The 20,268-nt window shown below is 59.5% G+C and carries 19 protein-coding genes; 1 reads left to right on the plus strand and 18 read right to left on the minus strand.

Annotation, left to right across the window (positions count from 1 at the left end):
* Window positions 1-2 precede the first annotated feature (2 nt).
* On the plus strand, window positions 3-2,258 hold the full coding sequence (locus BUA15_RS12325; RefSeq protein WP_072716297.1) for a TonB-dependent receptor: 2,256 nt from the start codon (window positions 3-5) through the stop codon (window positions 2,256-2,258).
* Between the two features lie 104 nt (window positions 2,259-2,362).
* Here BUA15_RS12325 and BUA15_RS14065 read toward each other — a convergent pair whose 3' ends face one another.
* The 18 genes from BUA15_RS14065 to BUA15_RS12415 all read right to left on the minus strand — a co-directional run.
* On the minus strand, window positions 2,363-4,444 hold the full coding sequence (locus BUA15_RS14065; protein ID WP_245772040.1) for a peptidyl-prolyl cis-trans isomerase: 2,082 nt from the start codon (window positions 4,442-4,444) through the stop codon (window positions 2,363-2,365).
* Between the two features lie 145 nt (window positions 4,445-4,589).
* Window positions 4,590-5,351 (minus strand): sigma-70 family RNA polymerase sigma factor, encoded by a 762-nt coding sequence (locus tag BUA15_RS12335; protein WP_072716299.1) that lies wholly within the window; start codon window positions 5,349-5,351, stop codon window positions 4,590-4,592.
* 32 nt (window positions 5,352-5,383) lie between these two features.
* Window positions 5,384-5,674, minus strand: coding sequence for a hypothetical protein (locus tag BUA15_RS12340; protein ID WP_072716300.1), 291 nt, complete (start codon window positions 5,672-5,674; stop codon window positions 5,384-5,386).
* A 73-nt stretch (window positions 5,675-5,747) separates the two neighbouring features.
* On the minus strand, window positions 5,748-6,521 hold the full coding sequence (locus tag BUA15_RS12345) for a MinD/ParA family ATP-binding protein (RefSeq protein ID WP_072716301.1): 774 nt from the start codon (window positions 6,519-6,521) through the stop codon (window positions 5,748-5,750).
* Between the two features lie 11 nt (window positions 6,522-6,532).
* The gene (locus tag BUA15_RS12350; RefSeq protein WP_072716302.1) at window positions 6,533-7,789 is read right to left on the minus strand and encodes a flagellar biosynthesis protein FlhF; all 1,257 of its coding nucleotides are present in this window, start codon (window positions 7,787-7,789) and stop codon (window positions 6,533-6,535) included.
* A gap of 18 nt (window positions 7,790-7,807) precedes the next feature.
* Complete coding sequence (gene flhA / locus BUA15_RS12355) at window positions 7,808-9,898, minus strand: flagellar biosynthesis protein FlhA (RefSeq protein ID WP_072716303.1); 2,091 nt, start codon at window positions 9,896-9,898, stop codon at window positions 7,808-7,810.
* A gap of 19 nt (window positions 9,899-9,917) precedes the next feature.
* The gene (locus BUA15_RS12360; RefSeq protein WP_072716304.1) at window positions 9,918-11,000 is read right to left on the minus strand and encodes an EscU/YscU/HrcU family type III secretion system export apparatus switch protein; all 1,083 of its coding nucleotides are present in this window, start codon (window positions 10,998-11,000) and stop codon (window positions 9,918-9,920) included.
* Window positions 11,001-11,104: 104 nt separating this feature from the next.
* Window positions 11,105-11,881 carry a flagellar biosynthetic protein FliR gene (gene fliR / locus BUA15_RS12365; protein ID WP_072716305.1) on the minus strand — a complete coding sequence of 259 codons (777 nt, stop codon included), beginning with the start codon at window positions 11,879-11,881 and terminating at the stop codon, window positions 11,105-11,107.
* A gap of 4 nt (window positions 11,882-11,885) precedes the next feature.
* On the minus strand, window positions 11,886-12,155 hold the full coding sequence (fliQ, locus tag BUA15_RS12370; protein ID WP_072716306.1) for a flagellar biosynthesis protein FliQ: 270 nt from the start codon (window positions 12,153-12,155) through the stop codon (window positions 11,886-11,888).
* A 13-nt stretch (window positions 12,156-12,168) separates the two neighbouring features.
* Window positions 12,169-12,987: a flagellar type III secretion system pore protein FliP gene (gene fliP / locus BUA15_RS12375; protein WP_072716307.1), complete on the minus strand. Its 819-nt coding sequence runs from the start codon at window positions 12,985-12,987 to the stop codon at window positions 12,169-12,171.
* Window positions 12,977-13,507, minus strand: coding sequence for a FliO/MopB family protein (locus tag BUA15_RS12380; RefSeq protein ID WP_072716308.1), 531 nt, complete (start codon window positions 13,505-13,507; stop codon window positions 12,977-12,979). The genes fliP and BUA15_RS12380 overlap by 11 nt, the downstream gene beginning before the upstream one ends.
* 63 nt (window positions 13,508-13,570) lie before the next feature.
* Window positions 13,571-14,458 (minus strand): flagellar motor switch protein FliN, encoded by an 888-nt coding sequence (fliN, locus tag BUA15_RS12385; RefSeq protein ID WP_072716309.1) that lies wholly within the window; start codon window positions 14,456-14,458, stop codon window positions 13,571-13,573.
* Complete coding sequence (gene fliM, locus BUA15_RS12390) at window positions 14,427-15,473, minus strand: flagellar motor switch protein FliM (RefSeq protein ID WP_072716310.1); 1,047 nt, start codon at window positions 15,471-15,473, stop codon at window positions 14,427-14,429. The genes fliN and fliM overlap by 32 nt, the downstream gene beginning before the upstream one ends.
* A gap of 8 nt (window positions 15,474-15,481) precedes the next feature.
* Window positions 15,482-16,039 carry a flagellar basal body-associated FliL family protein gene (locus BUA15_RS12395; RefSeq protein WP_072716311.1) on the minus strand — a complete coding sequence of 186 codons (558 nt, stop codon included), beginning with the start codon at window positions 16,037-16,039 and terminating at the stop codon, window positions 15,482-15,484.
* Window positions 15,979-16,740, minus strand: a complete 762-nt coding sequence (locus BUA15_RS12400) for an OmpA/MotB family protein (protein ID WP_072716312.1) — start codon at window positions 16,738-16,740, stop codon at window positions 15,979-15,981. The genes BUA15_RS12395 and BUA15_RS12400 overlap by 61 nt, the downstream gene beginning before the upstream one ends.
* Before the next feature lie 24 nt (window positions 16,741-16,764).
* Window positions 16,765-17,553 (minus strand): motility protein A, encoded by a 789-nt coding sequence (locus BUA15_RS12405; protein ID WP_072716313.1) that lies wholly within the window; start codon window positions 17,551-17,553, stop codon window positions 16,765-16,767.
* A 103-nt stretch (window positions 17,554-17,656) separates the two neighbouring features.
* Window positions 17,657-18,718, minus strand: coding sequence for a protein-glutamate methylesterase/protein-glutamine glutaminase (locus tag BUA15_RS12410; protein ID WP_072716314.1), 1,062 nt, complete (start codon window positions 18,716-18,718; stop codon window positions 17,657-17,659).
* Between the two features lie 23 nt (window positions 18,719-18,741).
* Window positions 18,742-20,268 (minus strand): chemotaxis protein CheA (locus BUA15_RS12415; protein WP_072716315.1); only part of this gene is annotated, 1,527 nt, incomplete at its 5' end.

Raw genomic sequence — 20,268 nt, forward strand, 5'->3', positions numbered from 1 at the left:
CCATGAAGCATCCTGTACAGGTAGGGCTTTTATTGCTGAGTTTTCTCGTTAGCCGAGGGCTCGAAGGATATGGACAGATTCTAAAAGGACGAGTTACTGATGCCGCTACAGGGACTCCCCTGATTGGCGCTACGGTCTTTGTGCCTGCCCTTCAGATTGGAACAACAACCGATGCCGAAGGGCGTTATTGCCTGAGGTTTACTCGGACGGGTCGCTACCGCGTGCTTTTTAGCTACGTAGGTTACCAGCCTGAGGCGCGTGAGGTAACGCTCACGGACACCACGTATTTAGCGGTGAGCTTAACTCCTACGGCTATTGAAGCTCCGGGCGTAACGATTACTGCCAAGGCACAGGCTACTGATCTGCTTTCGACTCCGCAGGCGGTAACGGTGCTGGAAGGCAGGGGGCTGCGTCTGGCTCGTGGGATGACGGCTGTGGATGCGCTGGCCCAGACGCCCGGGGTACATCTACTGCACACAGGCACCGGCATAGCCAAACCGATGATTCGAGGGCTCACGGCGCAGCGCGTGCTGGTGGTGCAGGATGGAGTTCGACAGGAAGGCCAGCAATGGGGAGAAGAGCACGGGGTGGAAGTGGATGCGTACGCTCCCGAGCGTATTGAGGTCGTCAAGGGGCCTGCCAGTTTGCTTTACGGATCGGATGCACTGGGCGGTGTGGTGCAACTGGCTACAGCAGGGCCTTTCGCGTACAGGCAGCCGGTTACCGGGTCCCTTACGCTGGAAGGAGCTAGTAATACCCGAATGGGCAGCGCGCATCTGGAGATAGGAGGGCGTCAGGGCAGATGGTTCTATGGTACCAAGCTGACGCTTCGTCGGGCCGGCGCTTACGACACGCCCCGAGGACTGGTCCCCAACACCGGTCTCGCCGAGCGCAATGGTATGCTTCAGGTGGGCTATCAAGATCATACGGCGCAGGTGCACCTGGCTTATAAGGGATACCGCGCTCGCCTGGGATTTTTCGAACCGGAAGCAGAGGAAGCGACCTCTGGGCCGGACAGGCGCTACCATATTGGGGAGCCATACCAGCGGGTGCATCATGATCTAGCCCAGCTTCGGATCCAATGGCGGCCAGGGGCTGACCGTCTGGAGCTGCACGTGGCCTGGCAGCAAAACCGACGGCAGGAATTTGAGCATGAGGAGTCGGAAGCGCTTGCAGCTGCTCGGGAAGGTCCTTCGCTTTATTTGCGGCTGCGTACGGTAACGACCGATCTGCGCATTCACCATCGGCCAATCGGGCCTCTATTTGGCACAATCGGTTTCAGCGGTCTTTTTCAGCGTAATGAGACGCTGGCCGCGGAAGCGTTAATTCCCGGGGCACGTGTCTGGAATGGAGCTGTATACGTATTTGAAGAACTAATGCTACCCCGGTTGACCCTTAGCGGGGGAGTGCGGTGGGACGGCCGGTGGCTTTTCGTGGAGGAGAACGAAGCACTGGGGGTAAGTGCACAGCGGCGCACCTATAGCGCCTTGAGCGGCGCTGTAGGTCTGTCCTGGCGCGTGCGGCCGAATCTGGCGCTGGCGTTCCATATTGGACGCGCCTGGCGTGCGCCGACGCTCAATGAGCTTTTTTCCCGTGGGGTGCATGAAGGAGCCAGCCGGTTCGAAGTTGGCACCCCAACGCTGCGCCCCGAGCAGAGCTTCAGTGTTGACGGCACGCTTCGCTGGTTGCAACGCCGCCTGCATCTGGAGGTTAATGCCTTTGTGCATTGGATTACCCACTTTATCTTTCCCCGGCCTACCGGCCAGCGGGATAGGGATTCTGGCTTTTTTATTTATCGTTTCGATCAAGCGCAGGCGTTACTCTGGGGTGGAGAGTTGCTTTTAAATCTGAGCATAACCGATTGGCTGCATTTGCACCTGGGAGGCGACGTTACCTATACCGAGAACCGAGCAACGCGCACGCCGCTTCCATTTTCGCCACCGCCCCGGTTGCTTGCTGGAATTGAAGTGCATCGGGAGCGCTGGGGGGCTGCCGATGAGGTGATGCTGCGTCTGGGGCCTACTGTTGTCGCCTCCCAGCAGCGGGTTGCTCCAGACGAGGCCCCTACCGATGGCTATGTGGTCTGGCACCTGGCGTTTTCGGCTTCTTGGCCACTGGGCGCCTGGCGATTGGTGACCGATCTGACCGTTCAGAATCTCCTAAATCGGGCTTATGTTAGCCATTTAAGTCGGCTGCGTCCTTATGGCGTGTTGGAGCCAGGACGAAACGTTCAGCTACGTCTTGTGCTGCAGAGGTAATGTGTCCGTAAGCAGAGCGAGGTAGCAGGGCTGAAGTCCGAAACGAAAGGCGCCTTTGCTCAATGAGGCGCCTTTCGTTTCGGGAGGTGGTTCAGCGGGTGGTGTTACAGCTCAAATCGACGGCGGTAATCTTTGATGTCCGCTTGCTCACGCAGCGCAGCCAGCCACTGAGCCAGGACTTGTTGGCGTCGCTGACTGAGCAATTGCTGCCGAATCTGTTCGCGCATCTGTGCGCTCAGGGGAGGCGGTTCATACAGCCTGGTTAGCTGCACCACGAAGGCAGCGTTTTCCCCTGCAACGACATCGGACGTCTCGCCTTCCTGCAGCCCGAACACGGTGCCGATGAAGCGCGGCTCACGGCCCAGTCCAGGAATCAGCGTTTGATTATAGCTAAGCTGAGTGACAGTTTGCACGGTGGTGCCCAGCGCTTCGGCCAGGCCCTCAAAGCCGTGTTGCTGCAGCGCTTGCCGCAGGCGGGCTACCTGCACTTCTTTTTTCTTTTCCAGCAGCACACGGGGGCGGATTTCATTGCGGACTTCTTCAAAAGAGCGGTATCCTTCGGGCGTTACTTCGACGAGCTGCAGGACGATAAACCGGTCGTCCAGTTCGATGACCTGGCTGATGTCGCCTTCGTCTGCGTCGGCGAGGAAGTTCAGGATGGCTCGGCTCTGACCAATTCCGGGCAGAAATTGCTGTCCTTCCTCAATGCGCATTTCCTGCACCTGCAATCCCATGCGTTGGGCTTCGCCCTCAAAGTCGCCGGAGTCTTCTGCAAAGTATGCCAGGTCTTCCATGCGTTCCTGGATACGGTTCAGCGTAGCCAGGGAGGGGGTCAGGCGCATGGCCAGGTCAGCGATCTGCACCTCCAGGTTAGAGCGGCCGGTTACTTCAATCAGGTGGTAGCCGAAGCGCGTGGCAACAGGTCCGACGACGCGGCCGATCGGCGCTGAGAAAGCCGCTTTTTCGAAGGGTTCGACCATGCGGCCGCGTCCGAACCAGCCGAGATCGCCTCCGCGGCGAGCGCTTCCAGGGTCGTCGGAGTGCTCACGGGCCAGGGTGGCAAAGTCGGCTCCTTGTTCGAGTTGGCGTTTCAGTGCCAGGGCTTCCTGGCGGGCCTGGCGGCGAGCTTCCGGGTCATCTTCGGGGGCGCGGATCAGGATGTGCCGGGCGCGGATGACGGTTTCCGAGGCGGGGCGTACGGCCCGAATTTTAATCAGGTGCGCCAGGCCGCCGGCGATCACCGGTCCTACAACCTTGCCCGGTTGGGGGTCGTCAAAGATTACGTCGCCCAGCGCTGGGTCTAGTTCGTCCCGGCGGAAGAAAGCATCGGTGAAGGGCCGTTCTGAAGCATAGCGGGCCAGGAAGAGCGAGTCGTTTTCGGCCTGGGCAAAGCGTTCTTTGAGGTGAGTTAGTTCTTCGAGCACCTGCAGGGTGTCTTCAGCGGTGGGATTCTTGGGCAGGGTAACGTAGGCGACCCGATAGGTGCGGTTGCGTTTGAAGTCCTCCCGATGCTGGTTGTAGTAGCGGCGCAGGTCGCTTTCGGTAACCGAGACGGAATCGTCTGGCACTTCTGCGTAGCGGAGTGCGACGTAGCGTGCGTCCGCCCGCAGCGTGCGTCGGCGGTACGTTTCTTCCACTTCCTGATCAGAGACGCGTACGGTAGCGAGCAGGAGCTGCTCCAGTTTCTGCCGAGCGCGCTCGGCGCGCAGGAATTCTTCGAGTCGAATCCAGTCTTCACGGGCTGCCGGGTTGTCGATAAAGTTTTGCAGGAGCGCCCGGTTGACGTTACCGTTTTCGTCGCCGAAGTAGGCTTTAATAATGGGATGGGGGTTATCGCCCAGGACCATCTGTACGACTTCGTCATCGGTCACCGTAATGCCCAGACGTTCCATAGCCTGCTGGCGCAGGCGGTCTTCGACGAGCGCATTGAAGACCTGTTCGCGAATCAGGTCGCTCATCTGCGGGGTAGGCGATTCGCCCGTCTGTTGCTGATAAGCCTGCATCTGGGCTTCGATTGCCCGGACGTATTCCTGGTACGAAATGGGGTCCCCGTTCACTTCGGCGATGGTGTCGCCGGTGCGTCCGACGACATCGAAGGCGCCCGAATCCTGCAGCACCCAGATAATGCCAAAGGAGATCACCAGAATCCACAGAATGACTCCGGTGTTCTCCCGGAGTTTATTCATGACACCCATGCGCGCAACGCTGTTTGGTTGGCTTCCACACAAAAAACAAGTGGAAATTAACAAAAATAAGGGCGCAGCCCAAGTATAAAAATGTGGCTACGCCGGTGTTGTGTAAAACGGTCCCTGTGCAGATTTGTTCGGCCTTTCAGGCTACGCGGGAGCGAGCGCGTTGCAGTTCGGTGCGCAGCGTCAGCAGCGTTTTCCCCAGGATTTGAGAGATGCGGGCTTCGGTAAGGCCCAGTAGTTGGGCGATTTCGCGAAGCGTCAGATTTTCGTAGTAGTAGAGCGCCAGAATGTTTTGCTCGCGTTCCGGGAGTCGTTGGATCAGTTTGGAGATGTACTCAATGAGAGAGGCCCGGTCGATAGCCTCGAATTGTTTTTCGGCGTCTTCGTTGGGGATGGTTTCGAGGACGCTCTGGTCGCCATCCTCGCCGATGGTGTCTTGGAGGGAGAGGGCAAAGCGTCGCTGGGCGTCGGTAAGCAGGGTATGATATTCTTGTAGTGAGATGCCCAGGTAGTCGGCTACGTCCTGGTCGTCGGGTTCTCCGCCGAGCGTCTGGCGGAGCGTGTCGATGGCCTGTTGCAGTTCGGCAAGTTTACGCCGACGCTCGCGGGGCAGGGCATCGATAGAGCGGAGGTAATCGACCAGCGCGCCTCGGATGCGGCCGTAGGCGTACGAAACGAAGGGGGTGCCACGCTGGGGATCATAGCTGTCGAGCGCCTGGAGTAGGCCCATAAGGCCCACATTTTCCAGATCCTCCCGGGTGACCAGCGGATGGTCGGGTACGCTCAGGCGTCCGACCAGCGAGCGGACCAGTGGGACGGCCGCTAGCACCACGGCCTCTCGGTTGGCCGGTGAGGGGTCGGCTGCATACTGCTCGACAAGTCGTTGCAGGTCGTAACCCATGGCTCAGCCCCGATCAGAAGGCGGGACAGACTTCAGGCCGCAGCCGGTGCGGTCATCTGGGGGGAGTGTTCGCGCTGGTCGGTGTCCGATTTATGGGCAGTGGTTTCCTGGGGCGGCTCGGAGGCATCGGACTTTTGCCGGGGCGGGGCCAGCGTCAGGATCCATCGGATGGCTACATATCCGAGGTGCAGCACAAAGAAAGCGCCCAGTCCCGTTAGCACGGCCGTCAGCAGGGCGCGATCCAGGGGTGCAAATTGCCAGAGTTGGAGGAAAAGCACAAACACGCTCAGAAGACCGCTAATGTAGGTAAGCAGGCTCTGCATGGCCCTTAACGATTGAAGCTCTTCTTTCAGCGACTCCCTGCCCTGTTAAACAAGATGCATGCCATGATGGGAGCTACGAGGCGTGGCAAGAGGCTGGCTGGGCGATAGCGCCACGCACAAGTGCTTCTGCCAGGCGTTGAAAGGCGTTGCGTACCGGTCCGGGGGTCTGGACGGCCGGTTGCTGTCGATGCACGCTTTGCCGCACCTGTGCGGAAAAAGGTACCCATCCCAGGTACATGGGTTGGTGGTGTAGAAAATGCTGCGTAAGCTGAGCAAAACGACCCGCTACGCTTCGCGCTTCGGCCTCAGTGTCCGCGAAGTTCACCAGGCAGCCCAGTGGATAGTGCGGGGCTCGTTGCCAGAGCAGTTTGCAGAGGCGATAGGCGTCGGCGATAGCAGTGGGTTCACCCACAATGATCAGCAGGCCCAGGTGGGCGCGGTCGAGCGCCCAGCGTACCGGGCCTTCGGTGCCGGCCGGTGCGTCGATGAGCACAAACGTATGCGAGTGTTGCAGCTCTTTGAGCAGCCAGTCGAGCGTTTGATACAGGGCTTCGTGGTGGCCGTCGGCCTGGCCGGGTTCGGCGACGGCCTGAACAAGCGTAAAGCCTGATCGGGTTGGATGCAGCACTTCGTCCAGTTCGACCCGTCCCCGTGCCAGGTCGAGTGCGCTGGCGGGCGGCGTTTCGTTCAGCAGAATGCCACAGGCACCCTGGCCAAAGTCGGCGTCAATCAGGGCGACGCGCTCGCCTAGAACGGCTAATGTTTCGGCCAGGTTGACGGCTGTAATGCTTTTTCCCACGCCGCCTTTGCCGCTGACGATGGCAACAACGGTGGAACGACGTTTCATAGGTCTTTACGTCAAAGCCGGAGCAAGTATTCGATAAACGCAGCCGGAGAGAATCCCTCAAGGCTGTCAGGTACGCGAACGCCGCGTGACACGCAGACGACTGGACAGGCAAGGGCGACCAGCCAGTCGTAGAGCCGTCCAGGTCGGCGCACCTCATCCAGATGGGTTAGCACCAGGGCGTCGGGTGCTAAGGGCAACCGCCGAACCCATTGGGGGGGAATGTCTTCCAGGTTGCACGTGGCATTCAGGCAGAACAGCACCTGGAGCGGAAGGACTGCCCCAAGCAACTGGCGCAGGTGCAGGAGCAACCGGCGGGCAGGAGCTTCCTGAAGGGGAAGCGGAGGCGTATCGATGAGAATCTGATCGAAGCTCTGCACGCGGCGAAGCGCTGCTGTCATCTCCCGGGGGGTCGCGACCGTTTGCACCGGTAGCTCAAAGCGCCGGTACAGCTCGACCGGGCTCAAGTAGGGTTGGGAATCAGCCTCTTCAGGCAGGAGCACAAGCACCGCTGTGGTGCGCCGCCCGAAAAAGCTGGCATGTCGGGCCAGCTTGAGCAGCAGGGTGGTTTTTCCCGCACCCGCCGGACCGATAACAACCTGGGTGCCCTGCAGGGGGCGCGGGGCGGTGGGGGCTAGCTGCCGGCGCATTTCGCGAGCCAGTGCCCAGCGCAACTGTTCGTCCGGTTGTTCTGGATCAAAACCCTGGGCGACCAGGCGGTCGAACAACCGGATAACGGTGGAAGGGCGCAGCCCCTGGCGTAGCAGTTCGCTTGCCAGTGGATGACCCAGCCAGCGGTGGGAGGCGCCTACCAGCGCGCCGCCTAATTGCTGCTCCAGCCGCGCCAGGCGACGGTGTAGACGTTCAATTTGGTCAGTCAGGTGGGCGGGAATGGTTGGCGGTGCAGGGGAAGATTTGGCGGGGGCGGTCGGAAAGAGTTGCCCGCGTCGGCTCGCGGAGGTCGGGCCTGTGCGGACAGGAGGTGTGCTGCCGTTGCCCTGCTCGGTGGTAAGCACCGTCGTATCGGACGCTGCTGTTGCAGAGGAGTGGACTGCGGCATGGGCCGTCTTGCGAGCGAGCTGTTGGGCTCCAGCATAGCCAAAGGGTAGTCGTTCGGGCTGCTGCGGCTCATCGACCATGATGGTGATGCGTGCCGGCTGGTCGCCTTGCGCTGGCACGGACTCCAGCAGCACGACGTCATCGCCGAAGCGGCGTCGCGCTTCCAGGAGGGCTGCCTGAATACTGGGAGCGGTAAGCGTGTGTAGTTTCATGACACAGGTGAGCTAGGCTCACGGAAGCCGCAACTGATCGACAACCTCCACTCGGGCGTCTGGAAGGAGGTCGTTGTAGGAAAGCACGTTCAAGTCCGGTATAGAAGGTGCCAGGAAGTTGTAGAGCACCGGACGAAGCACCGGCGAAGTAAGCAGCACCGGTGGATGTCCTTCGCTCAGTAGCCGTTTGGTGAGCCGCTCTGCTTCCTTCAGAAAGCGTTCGCTTTGCTGCGGCTCCAGTCCCAGCGTGCTGGGATGCAACTCCCCGGCCTCTGCTTGTTGCAGCAAGTGGCGTTCCAATACAGGATCCAGTACAAAGGCATAGATGGCGCCGTCAGACGACATAAACTGACGGGTGATCGTTGGAGCCAGCGCGTGACGCACGTATTCGGTCAGCACGTCGATGTTTTTGGTGTTCGGGGCGTGGTCGGCCAGCGCTTCCAGAATAGAGACCAGGTCTCGGATCGGAATACGCTCACGCAGCAGCCGCTTGAGAACCTTCTGAATAGCACCGATGCTGAGCAAATTGGGCGTAAGCTCCTCGATCAGTGCCGGATGGGTTTCTTTGACTTTGTCCAGCAGTTTTTTGACTTCCTGGCGGTCGAGGAGCTGGTGCGCGTGCTTGCGCAGCACTTCGAGCAGGTGGGTCGTGATAACAGCCGGGGCTTCGACCACGGTCAGCCCCATTCGTTCGGCATCGGGCAGGTTGCGCTCGGCAACCCAGAGGGCGGGTAGGCCAAAGGTGGGGTCTTTGGTGCGCAGGCCTGGCGGGGTCTCTTCCAGTCCTTCGGGTAGCAGCGCCAGGTAGTAGCCGGGAAGCACCTCTCCTTCGGCGACGGGATTGCCTCGAATCTTGATGACGTACCGGTTAGCGCCCAGGGCCATGTTGTCGCGGATGCGCACGGGCGGAATCACAATGCCCAGTTCCAGCGCGAGTTGCTGGCGGAGCACCTTGATGCGGTCGAGCAGATCGCCGTGCTGGTTTGGGTCGACCAGCGGGATCAAGCCGTAGCCAATTTCCAACTCCAGCGGATCCACCATGAGGAGCTGACTGGGGTCTTCGCTTGGCTGTGGGGAAGGTTCGGAGGGTTCGGGCTGGGCAGGTTTTTCCTGGGCGCGGCGTTCAAACTGACGTCGCTGGTAGCCCAGCAGCAGCGTCGTGCCGGCCAGCAGCCAGAACGGGACCAGGGGAAGACCCGGCACCAGCCCCAGCAGCGCCAGAAAGCTGCCAGTAATCAGGAGCGGATAGGAGCGGCCAAAAAGCTGGCCTTTAAACTCTTCAGCCAGGTTGGCCTCGCCGCTGGCGCGCGAGACGATAATACCGGCAGCCGTTGAAATGAGCAGAGCGGGAATCTGCGAGACCAGGCCATCGCCGATCGAGAGAAGCACGAAATTCTGGGCGGCTTCGGCGGCCGACATCCCATGTTGAAACACGCCGATAAGAAACCCGCCGATGATGTTAACGGCTGTGATGACCAGACCGGCAATAGCATCCCCGCGCACGAACTTGCTGGCGCCGTCCATAGCGCCGTAGAAGTCGGCTTCGCGGGCAATTTCTTCGCGTCGCCTGCGTGCTTCATCCTCGTCGATTAGCCCTGCATTCAGGTCGGCGTCGATGGCCATTTGCTTGCCAGGCAGGGCGTCCAGCGTGAAGCGGGCGGCAACTTCAGCGATGCGGCCCGAGCCCTTGGTAATCACGACAAAGTTGATGATCACCAGCACGATGAAAATGATTGCGCCTACCACGTAGTTGCCGGCTACTACGAACTGGCCAAAGGCGCTGATAAGAGCCCCTGCTTTGCCCTCGCTCAGAATCAGTCGGGTAGAGGCTACGTTGAGCGAGAGACGAAACAACGTGGTGAGCAGGAGCAGCCCGGGAAAGATGGCAAATTCGAGGGGTCGGGAAGCGTAGAAGGCGGTCAGCAGCACAGCCAGGCTGATGGTAATGTTGGTGGCCAGCAGCACGTCCAGTAGAAAGGGAGGGAGGGGCACCAGCATAACAAACAGAATGAGCACAATACTGCTGGCCAGCAGCGCTTCTGTGTTGAAGCGCCGCAGCAGGTTGCCAGGGGCTTTTGACGTAGCGGTTGCCGGGACAGCTTCGGCCATCGGGGTACTTCAGGCAGTTTTAGCGCGGAGTGGCACCTGGAGGCTGCTGGCCGCGCTGGCGATAAATTTCAGCCAGGATGGTCGCAACGGCCAGGTAGAGCTCTTCCGGGATTTCGTGCTCTTCGGGTACGTTGTGGTACAGTGCCCTTGCCAGAGGCGGGTCTTCAACGACCGGAATGCCATGCTCTAGCGCAAGCGCTCGAATGCGCAGGGCGCGCTTGCGGATGCCTTTGGCCATCACGCGGGGGGCAGGAGCTTCAGAGGGATCATAGCGCAGCGCGACCGCATAATGCGTTGGGTTGGTGACCACCACATCGGAGCGCAGCACGGCATGGTCAAGCCGCCGCCGGCGGAGAAGCTCCCGGGCCTTTTTCAGCCGGCGGCTCTTAACCATGGGATCTCCTTCGGTCTCTCGATGCTCATCCTTTACCTCCTGCGCGGTCATCTTCAGATCCTGCCTGTACTTCCATTTTTCATAGGCAAAGTCGGCAATAGACAGCAGCAAGAGGGCGCCGAGCGTATAGGCTGCTAGCTGAAGCATCCATAGCCCGGTTGTCTGCAGAATGGTTTCGAGCGAGTGGGTATGCAGTTCAAGGATTTCTGACAGGTGCCGATAGATAACCAGAAAGGCTATGGGACCGACAATAACAATTTTCAGCAGGGCTTTAAGCACGTTGAACAGTCCGCGTGACGAAAACAGGCGGCGCAGGCCGCGCAGCGGACTGATGCGTTCGGGTTTGGGAATCAGCGGTTTGAGGGTGGGATGCCATCCGGTCTGCCACACGTTGACGCCGAAGGCGAGCACCAGGAGCAGGGCGAAGAAGGGAAGCAGCAGACGGCCCGTCACCATGAGCGCTTCCTGCAGAGCGCTGATGATGGAGGCGGCATTCAGGGCGTAGAAAGGAGCGCTCATCAGATGACGGGCTGTAAACTGACGCATGAGGCCGAAGGCATACGGCAGGCTCAGCGCCAGCGTAAGGAGGGCGCCCAGCAGGAGCAGGACAGCGCTCGTCTCCTGCGAGCGAAAGACATTTCCTTCTTCCCGCGCCTTCTGAATGCGGCGGGGCGTGGGATCGAACTGCTTCTGATCGCGATCCGGCATACGGCTTTTGCAGAGTGCTGTTCGTGTTTGCCGAAAAAGCGTGCCGGATAGCTAAATGAGAAGACAGGCAAAGCTCAAAGCGGGGTGAGCGGAAATCCTTTCCGTCAGGGAGGTAGGAGCGCGCCCAGCAGCCGCAGCAACTCATCGTCGATATTGCTGATCAGCGTGGCCATTAGCGGGAAAAAGGCCCGCATGTAGAACAGCGCCAGAGCCAGTCCGACAAGCAGCTTGAGCGGCAGGGCAATAGAGAACAGGTCGGCCTGAGGTACAATGCGGGCGAAGATACCGAGGGCCACGTCAATGAGTAAGATAGTAACCATGAAGGGGGCTGCCAGCCGAAGAGCGAGGATTAAGAAATCCCAGACCCATTGCACCAGGAGGGGGTGGCTGGCAGCTAAATGGGCGCCTGCAAGCGGAACAACGCGGAACGACTCGACCAGGGCGCGAAGCACTACGTGATGGCCGTCGAGCAACACAAAAACCATCAGCGCGGCCAGCGAGAGGAGGCGCCCCATTGGATTGGTAGCCTGTCCTTCCAGGGGATTGAAAACCTGGGCCATATGAAGGCCAACCTGGAAACCGATGAGGTCGCCGGCCATTTCGACAGCCCAGAAAACCATATGGGCTGCAAATCCCAGCAGAAGACCGGTCAGCGCTTCCAGTGCAACGGCCACGATGAATCCAAGGGCATGTTCTGCATGGGGAGGCAGCGGTCCGGGTACCAGTCCCGAAAGACTGTAGGCCAGGAGTACGGCCAGCAGCACGCGCACGCGTACTGGAATGGAAAGCTGGCCGAAGAACGGGGCTGCCAGCAGCACCCCACTGATCCGCACAAACACCAGCAACACGCGCAGCAGGTACTCCGGATTCAGCAGGGGCATACCCTCAGTGCGATACGTTCGGGATGAACTGCAACACCTGCACGGCAAAGTCGGTCAGCATCTGAAGCATCCATGGAGCCAGTAGCAGCAGCACGAGTCCTACAGCCAGAATTTTGGGAATATAGCTGAGCGTCATTTCTTGCACCGACGTAATGGCCTGCAGCAGGCTGACGATCAGGCCCACAATCAGGGCGATGCCTAGGAGGGGGCCTACCAGCAGGAGGGCAGTCTTGAGGGCTTCCTGGATCCAGTAGAGGGCAACTTCGCTGGTCATAGGCTCAGAGGGTTCAGGTTCCGAGATAACCGCGAACGACCGATTCGACAACGAGATACCAGCCGTCGGCCAGCACAAACAGGAGCAGCTTGAGGGGGAGCGAGATCATGACAGGCGGCAGCATCATCATTCCCATGCTCATTAGCACGCTGGCAACGATCAAGTCGACCAGCAGGAAGGGCAAAAAGATCATGAAGCCAATCTGGAAAGCAATGCGCAGTTCACTGATGACAAAGGCCGGGACCAGAATGTAGAAGGGGACGTCTTCGGGCCGATCAAAGACTTCGACGCGCGCCAGGTCCATGAACAGCATTAAGTCCTTTTCGCGCGTCTGACGGAGCATAAAAGTGCGCAGCGGTGCGGCAGCGCGTTCCAATGCTACTTGCTGGGTGATTTCGCCGTCCAGATAAGGGCGCAATGCTTCGTCATGAATCTGATCAAAGACGGGGTACATGATGAACAGCGTTAAAAAGAGGGCCAGTCCGATCAGTACCTGTGTGGGGGGAGACTGCTGGAGTCCGAGTGCGGTGCGCAGAATGCTAAAAATGACGACCAGTCGGGTGAAGCTGGTGGTCAGGATAATAATGGCGGGAGCCAGCGACAGAATGGTAAGCAGCAGCAGAAGCTGCAGGGGAAGCGCAAAGTCTTCGTTTTCGCCCAGTTGGATGCGGGGCAGGGGACCCAGCAGGGTATTCCCGCCTGAGTTGGAGGAAGCCGGGGGGGTGGTCTGCTGGGTTGGGGTTTGCTGAGCGCGTGCAGCGTCAGCAGCCGGACCCATCCCCAGCAACGTGATACACAGCACCAGGCCCCAGAACGACAGCTTACGACGCATGGTCAGTGGGTGAAGGTCGCGCGGAAAGGGTGGTGAGTAATTGGGTGAAGGTAGCCGCCGGGGACATTTCGGCAGACTCAACCTGTAGTTCTGGTGGTAGGGGCAGGCTTTTGAGCAGCGTGATCTGGTGGGTGGTGACTCCCAGGATCAGCAGTTCGTCGCCGCAGGCGACCAGGCGAATTTGCTGACCGGGCCCCAGTGATAGCTGGCCGAGGGGGCGCAGCAAGGCAGGGCCGGGCAACGTGCGGGTGCGCCGATGCAGATACAGCGCCACAAGGGCACCGGCAGCCAGTACGAGCAGGACCAGCAGGTAGCGCAGGCTCAGCAGAGAAGGAGCAGGATCCGACCGAGCGAGCGGCACGCGCGCAGAATCGGCGGCAGGGGCTGAGGAGGCTGGTGATATGGAGGAAGGAGCGGCAGCCCATTGGAGGGCCAGCCAGAGCAATAGAAGTCCCCCGCCCAGCAGAAGCAGGCGGCGGGCTACAGACCCGTAGCAAACGGCACGCAGTCGGAAGGCCATGGCACGGTGTGGATGGGGGCGTGTTGCACTACCCCTGGCGGCCAGCGAACACCGTGCCAGTGCTCAGAACAGCGTTTTCTCCCGTTGTCGATTACCGGTTACCAGACTGGTGATCCGCACGCCAAATTGCTCGTCGATTACAACGGCTTCACCTTCAGCAATCAGCCGGCCGTTGGCATAAATTTCCAGGGGTTCACCGACCAGTTTTTCCAGCTCGATAATACTGCCCGTCGTCAGGCGAAGCACATCGGCCAGCGGAAGACGACGTCGTCCCAGTTCTACAACCACTTCCAGCTCGACGTCAGCCAGCAGTTCCAGATTGCCTTTAACACCTCCATCCCCGATGCGCTCTGGTCCAAGCTCACTGAAGGCAGCAGGGCGCACTTCGACCGGCGACTGCGCTGCGGCTTCTGTGGAAGACGAGGCAGAAGGATCGGCCGGGCTGTCCTGCTGTTGCGCAGCCTCTGGGGGTAGCAGGATAAAGCCCTCGTGTTGCGTGTCGCCCACCTGAAGGGTAAAAGGAAGGTGCAGCAGCGAGGCAGGCAGCTCGACTGGTGGCTGCGCGGCGCCTGCGTCAGGCTGCTGTACTACGAACGTTACTTCGGGAAGCCGTAAGCCCTGGGCGGCCAGTGCGTTGCGCAGCGCCCCATAGCCCTGAGCAGCTACCTCGCTCAGCAAGTCGGTTGTCCCTTCATCTCCGGGATTGAGCGTTTCGCCCAGCATGGCCTGGGAGAGCATCGGGATCCAGTCTGGAGCCAGCCCGATGGCAAACGGTTCGCTGCTGGCCCAGATCAGCACCCGATCGCTGGCCAGTTCGTTCAGTTGGTCGCGCTGGACCGAGGCGAGCGTTCCCGGTTGAAGGGAGACTTCCTGGTTCAGCAGCGTCTGCAGAAACTGTTGCAGCGCCTCCTGCGAGGCTTCAAGCTGCGGAAGCGTTGGATTCGAGCTCATCTTCGTCAACGGGTAATTCCGGAGGGACGACTTCCAGAATACGCAGGGCGCGGTGTTTTCCGGATCGACCGGGAATAGCCTTGAACTTTTCGTGCTGCCCGATATACACCTGGATGGGCTGGTTCACCCGGCGCTCCAGCACAATGACATCGCCCACTTCCAGGGTCATCAGCTCGCTGAGCGGAATGCGGGTGCGTCCAATTTCAGCGCGCAGCTCGACTTCAATTTTCTTTAGCTGCTCTTCGTAGCGCTGGCGGATAGCTGGAGGAACTTCGGTGGTAGAGCTGGAGCGCCATTGTTTCATGGCGCTATGCCCCAGCATCCGCTCCAGCAGGATGTAAGGATAGCAGATGTTGATGAAGGAACGTTGCTCGTAGATCGCGACTTCGAAGGTGGCTACCAGGGCTGGTTCGACGCCGGGCAAGATTTGCACAAACTCAGCGTTTGATTCAAAACCGGATTCTTTCAGGTGAATTTCGTGAATTTGCAGCCAGGCTTTTTCTAATTCCCGAAAGGCCCGCATCATGACTTTGTCCATGATGCGGCGCTCAATCTGAGAGAGCTCGCGTGGCTTTCGCAGAAAGACCCCCGGCCCCCCGAAAAGCTTTTCGACGGTGTAGATAGCCAGGCGGGGGTCCATTTCAAAGACAATTTTCTGGTGCAGTGGCTGCACATCGACGACATACAGCGCCGATGGAGGAGCGCTGGACATCACAAATTCGGAGTACAGGACCTGGTCGATAGCCGACAGAGTGATGTCAACCAGGGTGCGGAGCTGGGCCGAGAGGTAGACAGAAAGGTCACGTGCAAAGGCTTCATGCACGTAGTGCAGGACGCGCATCTGGTCCTGCGAAAACAGCCGAGGCCGCTTAAAGTTGTAGGGGAGAATTTTCTTCTCCGCCTCGGCCGTCATCATCGACTCGAGGGCCTCAAGGTCGTAGTCGCCCTGTTCGCCGATCTGACTACGGACCTCAAGGAGTATGTCGATTTCTTCCTGGCTAAGGGGCTTTGCCATGGCCCTCGTTACTGCAGGACGTACTGGGTAAAGTAGACGCGGTCAATTTTTCCTTTGCGGAGGACACCGTTGACCGCATCGCGCAGCTCCTGTTTGAGCTGCGCGCGCAGGCTAATGTCGGCCAGTTCTTCGACGGTGCGCTGGCTCAGCAGTTTGAGCACCGTATCGCGCACCACCACTTCTTTTTCTTTCAGTTCCTCCAGGACGCTCCCTTCGGCGCTTTCTAAACCGAGGTTAACCATCAGGTAGCGCGTTCCGTCTGTGCCGGCCGGGTTGATGATGAAGCCTTGCAGCTCCATAAACTGGCCGTATTCGACGGGGCGCGCTTCCTCTTCTGTATCATCATCCGTGCCAGAAAATTGCTCAGCAGCTTGCACCAGCGTAGGATAGTAGAAATAGGCCAGCCATGCGCCGGCGGCGGTAGGACCGAGCGTCAATGCCACCAGCAGCAGGCGGCCCAGGAGGCGACGGCCTCCAGTGTTCTGGGCTTCCTGTTCTTCCTGGGTTACTTCTTCGTCGGGGGTATCAGGCGTTTCAGGTACGGATTGTTGTGCTCGTTCTGCCATGGCTCCCAGTTGAATAGAATTTCAACACGGCGGTTACGGGCCCGTCCTTCTGGCGTCTCGTTGGTATCTCGCGGATGGAATTCGCCGTACCCCACCGCCACGTAGCGGGAGGGGGGAAGGGCGTCGGTATGTTCCAGCAAAAAGCGCACAACGGCCGCGGCCCGTGCTGCCGACAGCTCCCAGTTTGAGGGGAAGCGGGCTGTGTGGATGGGGCGGTTGTCGGTATGGCCCTCGACCACGACCGACTCGATGCGGTCGTCAATAATGCCGGCCAGAATGCGCAGGATGGTGCGGGAAGGTTCGATAATTTCGGCTTCGCCTGAACGAAACATGATTGAGTCGGTGATAATCAAGTGCAGGCCTCGATCGGTCAGGTTTACCTGCACCTTGCCCTGGAGATTGTGCTCCTGCAGGTACTGAATCAGCTCTTCATATTTCTGCAACTGCTCTCGGCTAAGGCGTCGGGTCACTACCTGGGTTTTGACGGAAGGAACGATAGTTTCGCTCTGCAACATGCCTGTTCGTCCTTGGAAGAAGCTGAGCGCTTCTTTGAACTTTTTGACTTCAACTTCCGACATGGCCACGATCATCACGAAGAAGGTCAGCAGCAGGGTGGCCATATCGCTGAACGTAGTCATCCAGAAAGGAGCGGAAGGCTCCTCGTCGTCTTCTTCCTGGGGTTGTTGTACTTCTTCCGGCATGGCGTAAGGAGGTCAGGTTAGCGGTCAGGCAGCCTTCGCCAGGTGCGGTTCTTCTTCTTGGGTGCTGGCGCTCTGGTCGCCTGCCAGCATTTGCAAGCGCTTTTCGATCATGCTGGGGCTGTCGCCCCGGACAATCGACAGAATGCCAACACGCGTCATTTCGCGGGCTTTTTGCAACTGGGCTAATTGTACCTTGGTCTTGTTGGCGAGCGGGAGGAAAACCAGGTTCGCCAGGATAGCCCCGTAGAGGGTGGTGAGCATGGCTACGGCCATTCCGGCCCCGATTTGCGTGGGGTCGGTGAGGTTTTGCATCATCTGCACCAGTCCGATGAGCGTCCCGATCATGCCAAAGGAAGGCGCAAACGTACCTGCGGAGTTCATGATTTTGGCAAAGAGTTGCTTGGGACGTAGCTCCTCGGTGATGCGCACCTGAAGCATCTCGGCAATTTCCTGTTCTTCGATGCCGTCCACGGCCATTTCCAGGCCGAAGCGGATGAATTCGTCCTCCAGTTCGCCGAGGCGACGATCCAGTGCCAGCAGCCCTTCCCGGCGGGCGGTGCGGGACAGGTCGGTAAACAGGTTGACATATTCGCTCAGATCCGGAGGATTAAACCGCAGCAACTCCTGCAGGCCGGGAACGATGACCTTGAGTTCGTCGATCGAGTAGGCCACCAGCAATGCGGCGAGCGTGCCGCCAACAACGATCAGGATGGAGGGAATATCTACAAAGGTCAGCCAGTCTCCCCCCAGAAAGATGGCGGCAAAGATCAGTGCAAAGCCCAGTACTAAGCCGATGGGCGTGGATTTTTCCATGACGACAACGGTCCCGTACTTCCGGTGGCCGGGAATCTGGGGCGTCTGGCTGCTTTAGAAAGTGCAGACGCCCGAAACGAGTATCGGCTGTTTGGGATGGGGCTTAAGACGTAACGGGCTGGGCAACGGGTGTGCAGCCCAGGCTACGCGCCAGCATTGGACCGATCTGCTCCAGAGGTAACACAGCGTCGCTCAGACCGGCTTCGTTCACGGCACGGGGCATGCCATACACGACGCAACTTGCCTCGTCCTGCGTAATGACTTTACCGCCGCGTTGTTTGATCAGGCGGGCGCCTTCCAGCCCATCTCGTCCCATGCCGGTCATTACGACAGCCAGTACTTTCCCGTCGAAGGTCTGGCAGACGCTCTGAAACATGACATCGACAGATGGACGGTGTAGCGTTACGGGTTCGACGGGCGTTCGGATCAGTGGCGTCTGGCCGTTGCGGCCTGTCAGCACCAGGTGACGTCCGCCCGGGGCCAGGAAAACGTGGCCGGCCTGAAGGGGCATCCCTTCTTCTGCTTCGACGACGGTCAGGGCGCTGAGGCTGTTCAGCCGTTCGGCAAGCGAACGGGTAAAATGGGGCGGCATATGTTGGACAATGAGTACCGGTACAGGCAGGTCGGCGGGTAGGGTCGGAATGACCTGCTGGAGGGCACGCGGGCCGCCGGTGGAGACGCCAATCGCAATAGCCCGAGCCTCTCGAAAACGCAGGGTAGGCAATGCTTCTGGAGGCGCAGCGGCGGCACGCCGTCGCGTTAGCAGGGGGCGTGTCCGAGCGATGGTTTTGATTTTTTCCAGCAGTTCAGCCCGAATTCGGGAGATCTCAATGGATACGTACGAGTGCTGTTTGGGAATGAAATCGACGGCCCCGGCTTCCAGTGCTTCGATGGTGGCCTGTGCGCCTTCCTGGGTCAGCGAACTGACCATGATGACGGGCACAGGATGCTCCCGCATGATGCGGCGCAGCGCCGTCAGACCATCCATGCGGGGCATTTCTATGTCAAGCGTAACGATATCGGGATTGAGAGCGTGTACTTTTTCAATAGCTTCTATTCCATCGCGGGCTGTGCCCACTACCTGGATTTCTGGATCGCCCTCCAGCATGATGGAGAGCGCCTTACGCATAAAGGCCGAGTCGTCGACGATGAGTACGCGGATCATGGAAGTTCCTGGCAGGCGAAAGGTTACGCTGTAACTACCGCCGAATGGAAGGTATCATTGCCACGGAGGCGCTGCGCTTCCATGCGCACGAGCTCGCCCACGTCCAGAATCATGACTACCCGGCCATCGCCAAGGATCGTGGAGCCGGCTACGCCAGGCACTTTCTTGAGGTAGTTGCCCAGCGGTTTGATCACAATTTCTTTCTGACCGATCAGGTCGTCCACGATCAGGCCTAGCCGATGATGGGCGATGCCGACGATAACCGCATAGGCGCGTTCTGGATGGTATTCCCAGTGGGGAACCTGGAGCATTTCACCTACGCGTAGCAGGGGAATAACGGCGTCGCGCAGGCGGATAACTTCGCGACCGTTAATGGTGGAAACGGTGTCTGGCTCAAGTCCGACCACTTCGATCACCGTGTGCAGCGGAATGGCGAAGGCTTCGTCGCTTACGCGGACGAGCAAGCTCTGAATGATCGCGAGCGTGAGGGGTAGTTTGAGCGTGAAGCGGGTTCCTTGCCCGGGAACAGAATGTACGCTGATGGTTCCGTTCAGCTTCGTGATGTTGGTCTTGACTACGTCCATGCCTACGCCGCGACCCGATACCTTGCTGACGCGTTGCGCTGTGCTAAAGCCCGCTCGAAAGATCAGCTCCAACGCTTCCCGGTCGCTCATTTCCGCCGCCTCCTTTTCAGTGATCATCCCTTTCTCTACGGCTTTTGCTTTGAGTTTCTTCGGATCGATTCCGGCGCCGTCGTCTTCAACTTCGATGACAATGTGGTTGCCTTCCTGGGCGGCGGCCAGGCGAATGCGACCGGTTGGGGGCTTGCCGCGTGCGCGACGCGTTTCCGGGTCTTCGATGCCGTGGTCGGCAGCGTTGCGAACCAGGTGAACCAGCGGATCGCTGATCTCTTCGATAAGCGATTTGTCCAGTTCGGTGTCTTCGCCTTCGATGATCAGTTCGATCTGCTTGTTGAATTCACGGGCCAGATCTCGGACCAGGCGTGGGAACTTGTTGAAAACGCGGCCGATCTGCACCATGCGGGTGTGCATAACGGCCGACTGCAACTCGGTGGTAATGAAGTCGATCTGCGTTGTGGTGTCGGCAAGTTCTCGGAGCAGCTCGGCGTTGTCCCCTTCCCCGAGCTCGCTGAGAAGCTGTAGCAGCCGGTTGCGTCCCAGAACCAGTTCGCCTACCAGATCCATGAGGTTGTCAAGGCGGCGAACTTCGACGCGGATCGTTTCGGTGCCTTTATCTCGGCGAGCGGTTTGCCCATTGCCGGCCGGGCGCGCTGCTGTAGAGGCTGGTGAGGAAGTGGTGGGCGACGCGGCAGCGGGAGCCGGTTGGGCAGCAGGGGGTGCAGGCTGAGCCGTTTCTGCGGCAGCGGTTGATTTGCCTTCGGCAACGGCTTGCAGTTTCTCAATAATAGTGGAGAGCGGCAGCGGTTGCAGCTTGCGGTCGACGACCTGTTGGAGGAGTTGTTTCATCAGGTCGAAGGCTTCGAAGAGGACGTCCATCATGGCGGGGTTGAAGGCGAGCGTGCCTTTGCG

This window comes from Rhodothermus profundi (assembly GCF_900142415.1).
GTDB classification, from domain to species: Bacteria; Bacteroidota; Rhodothermia; order Rhodothermales; family Rhodothermaceae; genus Rhodothermus; species Rhodothermus profundi.

Coding starts and splice junctions, on each gene's coding strand:
- BUA15_RS12360 (WP_072716304.1), bottom strand. CDS start 11,000: ATGCCGGATCGCGATCAGAAGCAGTTCGATCCCACGCCCCGCCGCATT.
- BUA15_RS12380 (WP_072716308.1), bottom strand. CDS start 13,507: ATGGCCTTCCGACTGCGTGCCGTTTGCTACGGGTCTGTAGCCCGCCGC.
- fliR (WP_072716305.1), bottom strand. CDS start 11,881: ATGCCCCTGCTGAATCCGGAGTACCTGCTGCGCGTGTTGCTGGTGTTT.
- BUA15_RS14065 (WP_245772040.1), bottom strand. CDS start 4,444: ATGAATAAACTCCGGGAGAACACCGGAGTCATTCTGTGGATTCTGGTG.
- fliM (WP_072716310.1), bottom strand. CDS start 15,473: ATGGCAAAGCCCCTTAGCCAGGAAGAAATCGACATACTCCTTGAGGTC.
- BUA15_RS12400 (WP_072716312.1), bottom strand. CDS start 16,740: ATGCCGGAAGAAGTACAACAACCCCAGGAAGAAGACGACGAGGAGCCT.
- BUA15_RS12335 (WP_072716299.1), bottom strand. CDS start 5,351: ATGGGTTACGACCTGCAACGACTTGTCGAGCAGTATGCAGCCGACCCC.
- fliP (WP_072716307.1), bottom strand. CDS start 12,987: ATGCGTCGTAAGCTGTCGTTCTGGGGCCTGGTGCTGTGTATCACGTTG.
- BUA15_RS12340 (WP_072716300.1), bottom strand. CDS start 5,674: ATGCAGAGCCTGCTTACCTACATTAGCGGTCTTCTGAGCGTGTTTGTG.
- BUA15_RS12345 (WP_072716301.1), bottom strand. CDS start 6,521: ATGAAACGTCGTTCCACCGTTGTTGCCATCGTCAGCGGCAAAGGCGGC.
- BUA15_RS12350 (WP_072716302.1), bottom strand. CDS start 7,789: ATGAAACTACACACGCTTACCGCTCCCAGTATTCAGGCAGCCCTCCTG.
- BUA15_RS12325 (WP_072716297.1), top strand. CDS start 3: ATGAAGCATCCTGTACAGGTAGGGCTTTTATTGCTGAGTTTTCTCGTT.
- fliN (WP_072716309.1), bottom strand. CDS start 14,458: ATGAGCTCGAATCCAACGCTTCCGCAGCTTGAAGCCTCGCAGGAGGCG.
- fliQ (WP_072716306.1), bottom strand. CDS start 12,155: ATGACCAGCGAAGTTGCCCTCTACTGGATCCAGGAAGCCCTCAAGACT.
- BUA15_RS12395 (WP_072716311.1), bottom strand. CDS start 16,039: ATGGCAGAACGAGCACAACAATCCGTACCTGAAACGCCTGATACCCCC.
- BUA15_RS12405 (WP_072716313.1), bottom strand. CDS start 17,553: ATGGAAAAATCCACGCCCATCGGCTTAGTACTGGGCTTTGCACTGATC.
- flhA (WP_072716303.1), bottom strand. CDS start 9,898: ATGGCCGAAGCTGTCCCGGCAACCGCTACGTCAAAAGCCCCTGGCAAC.
- BUA15_RS12410 (WP_072716314.1), bottom strand. CDS start 18,718: ATGATCCGCGTACTCATCGTCGACGACTCGGCCTTTATGCGTAAGGCG.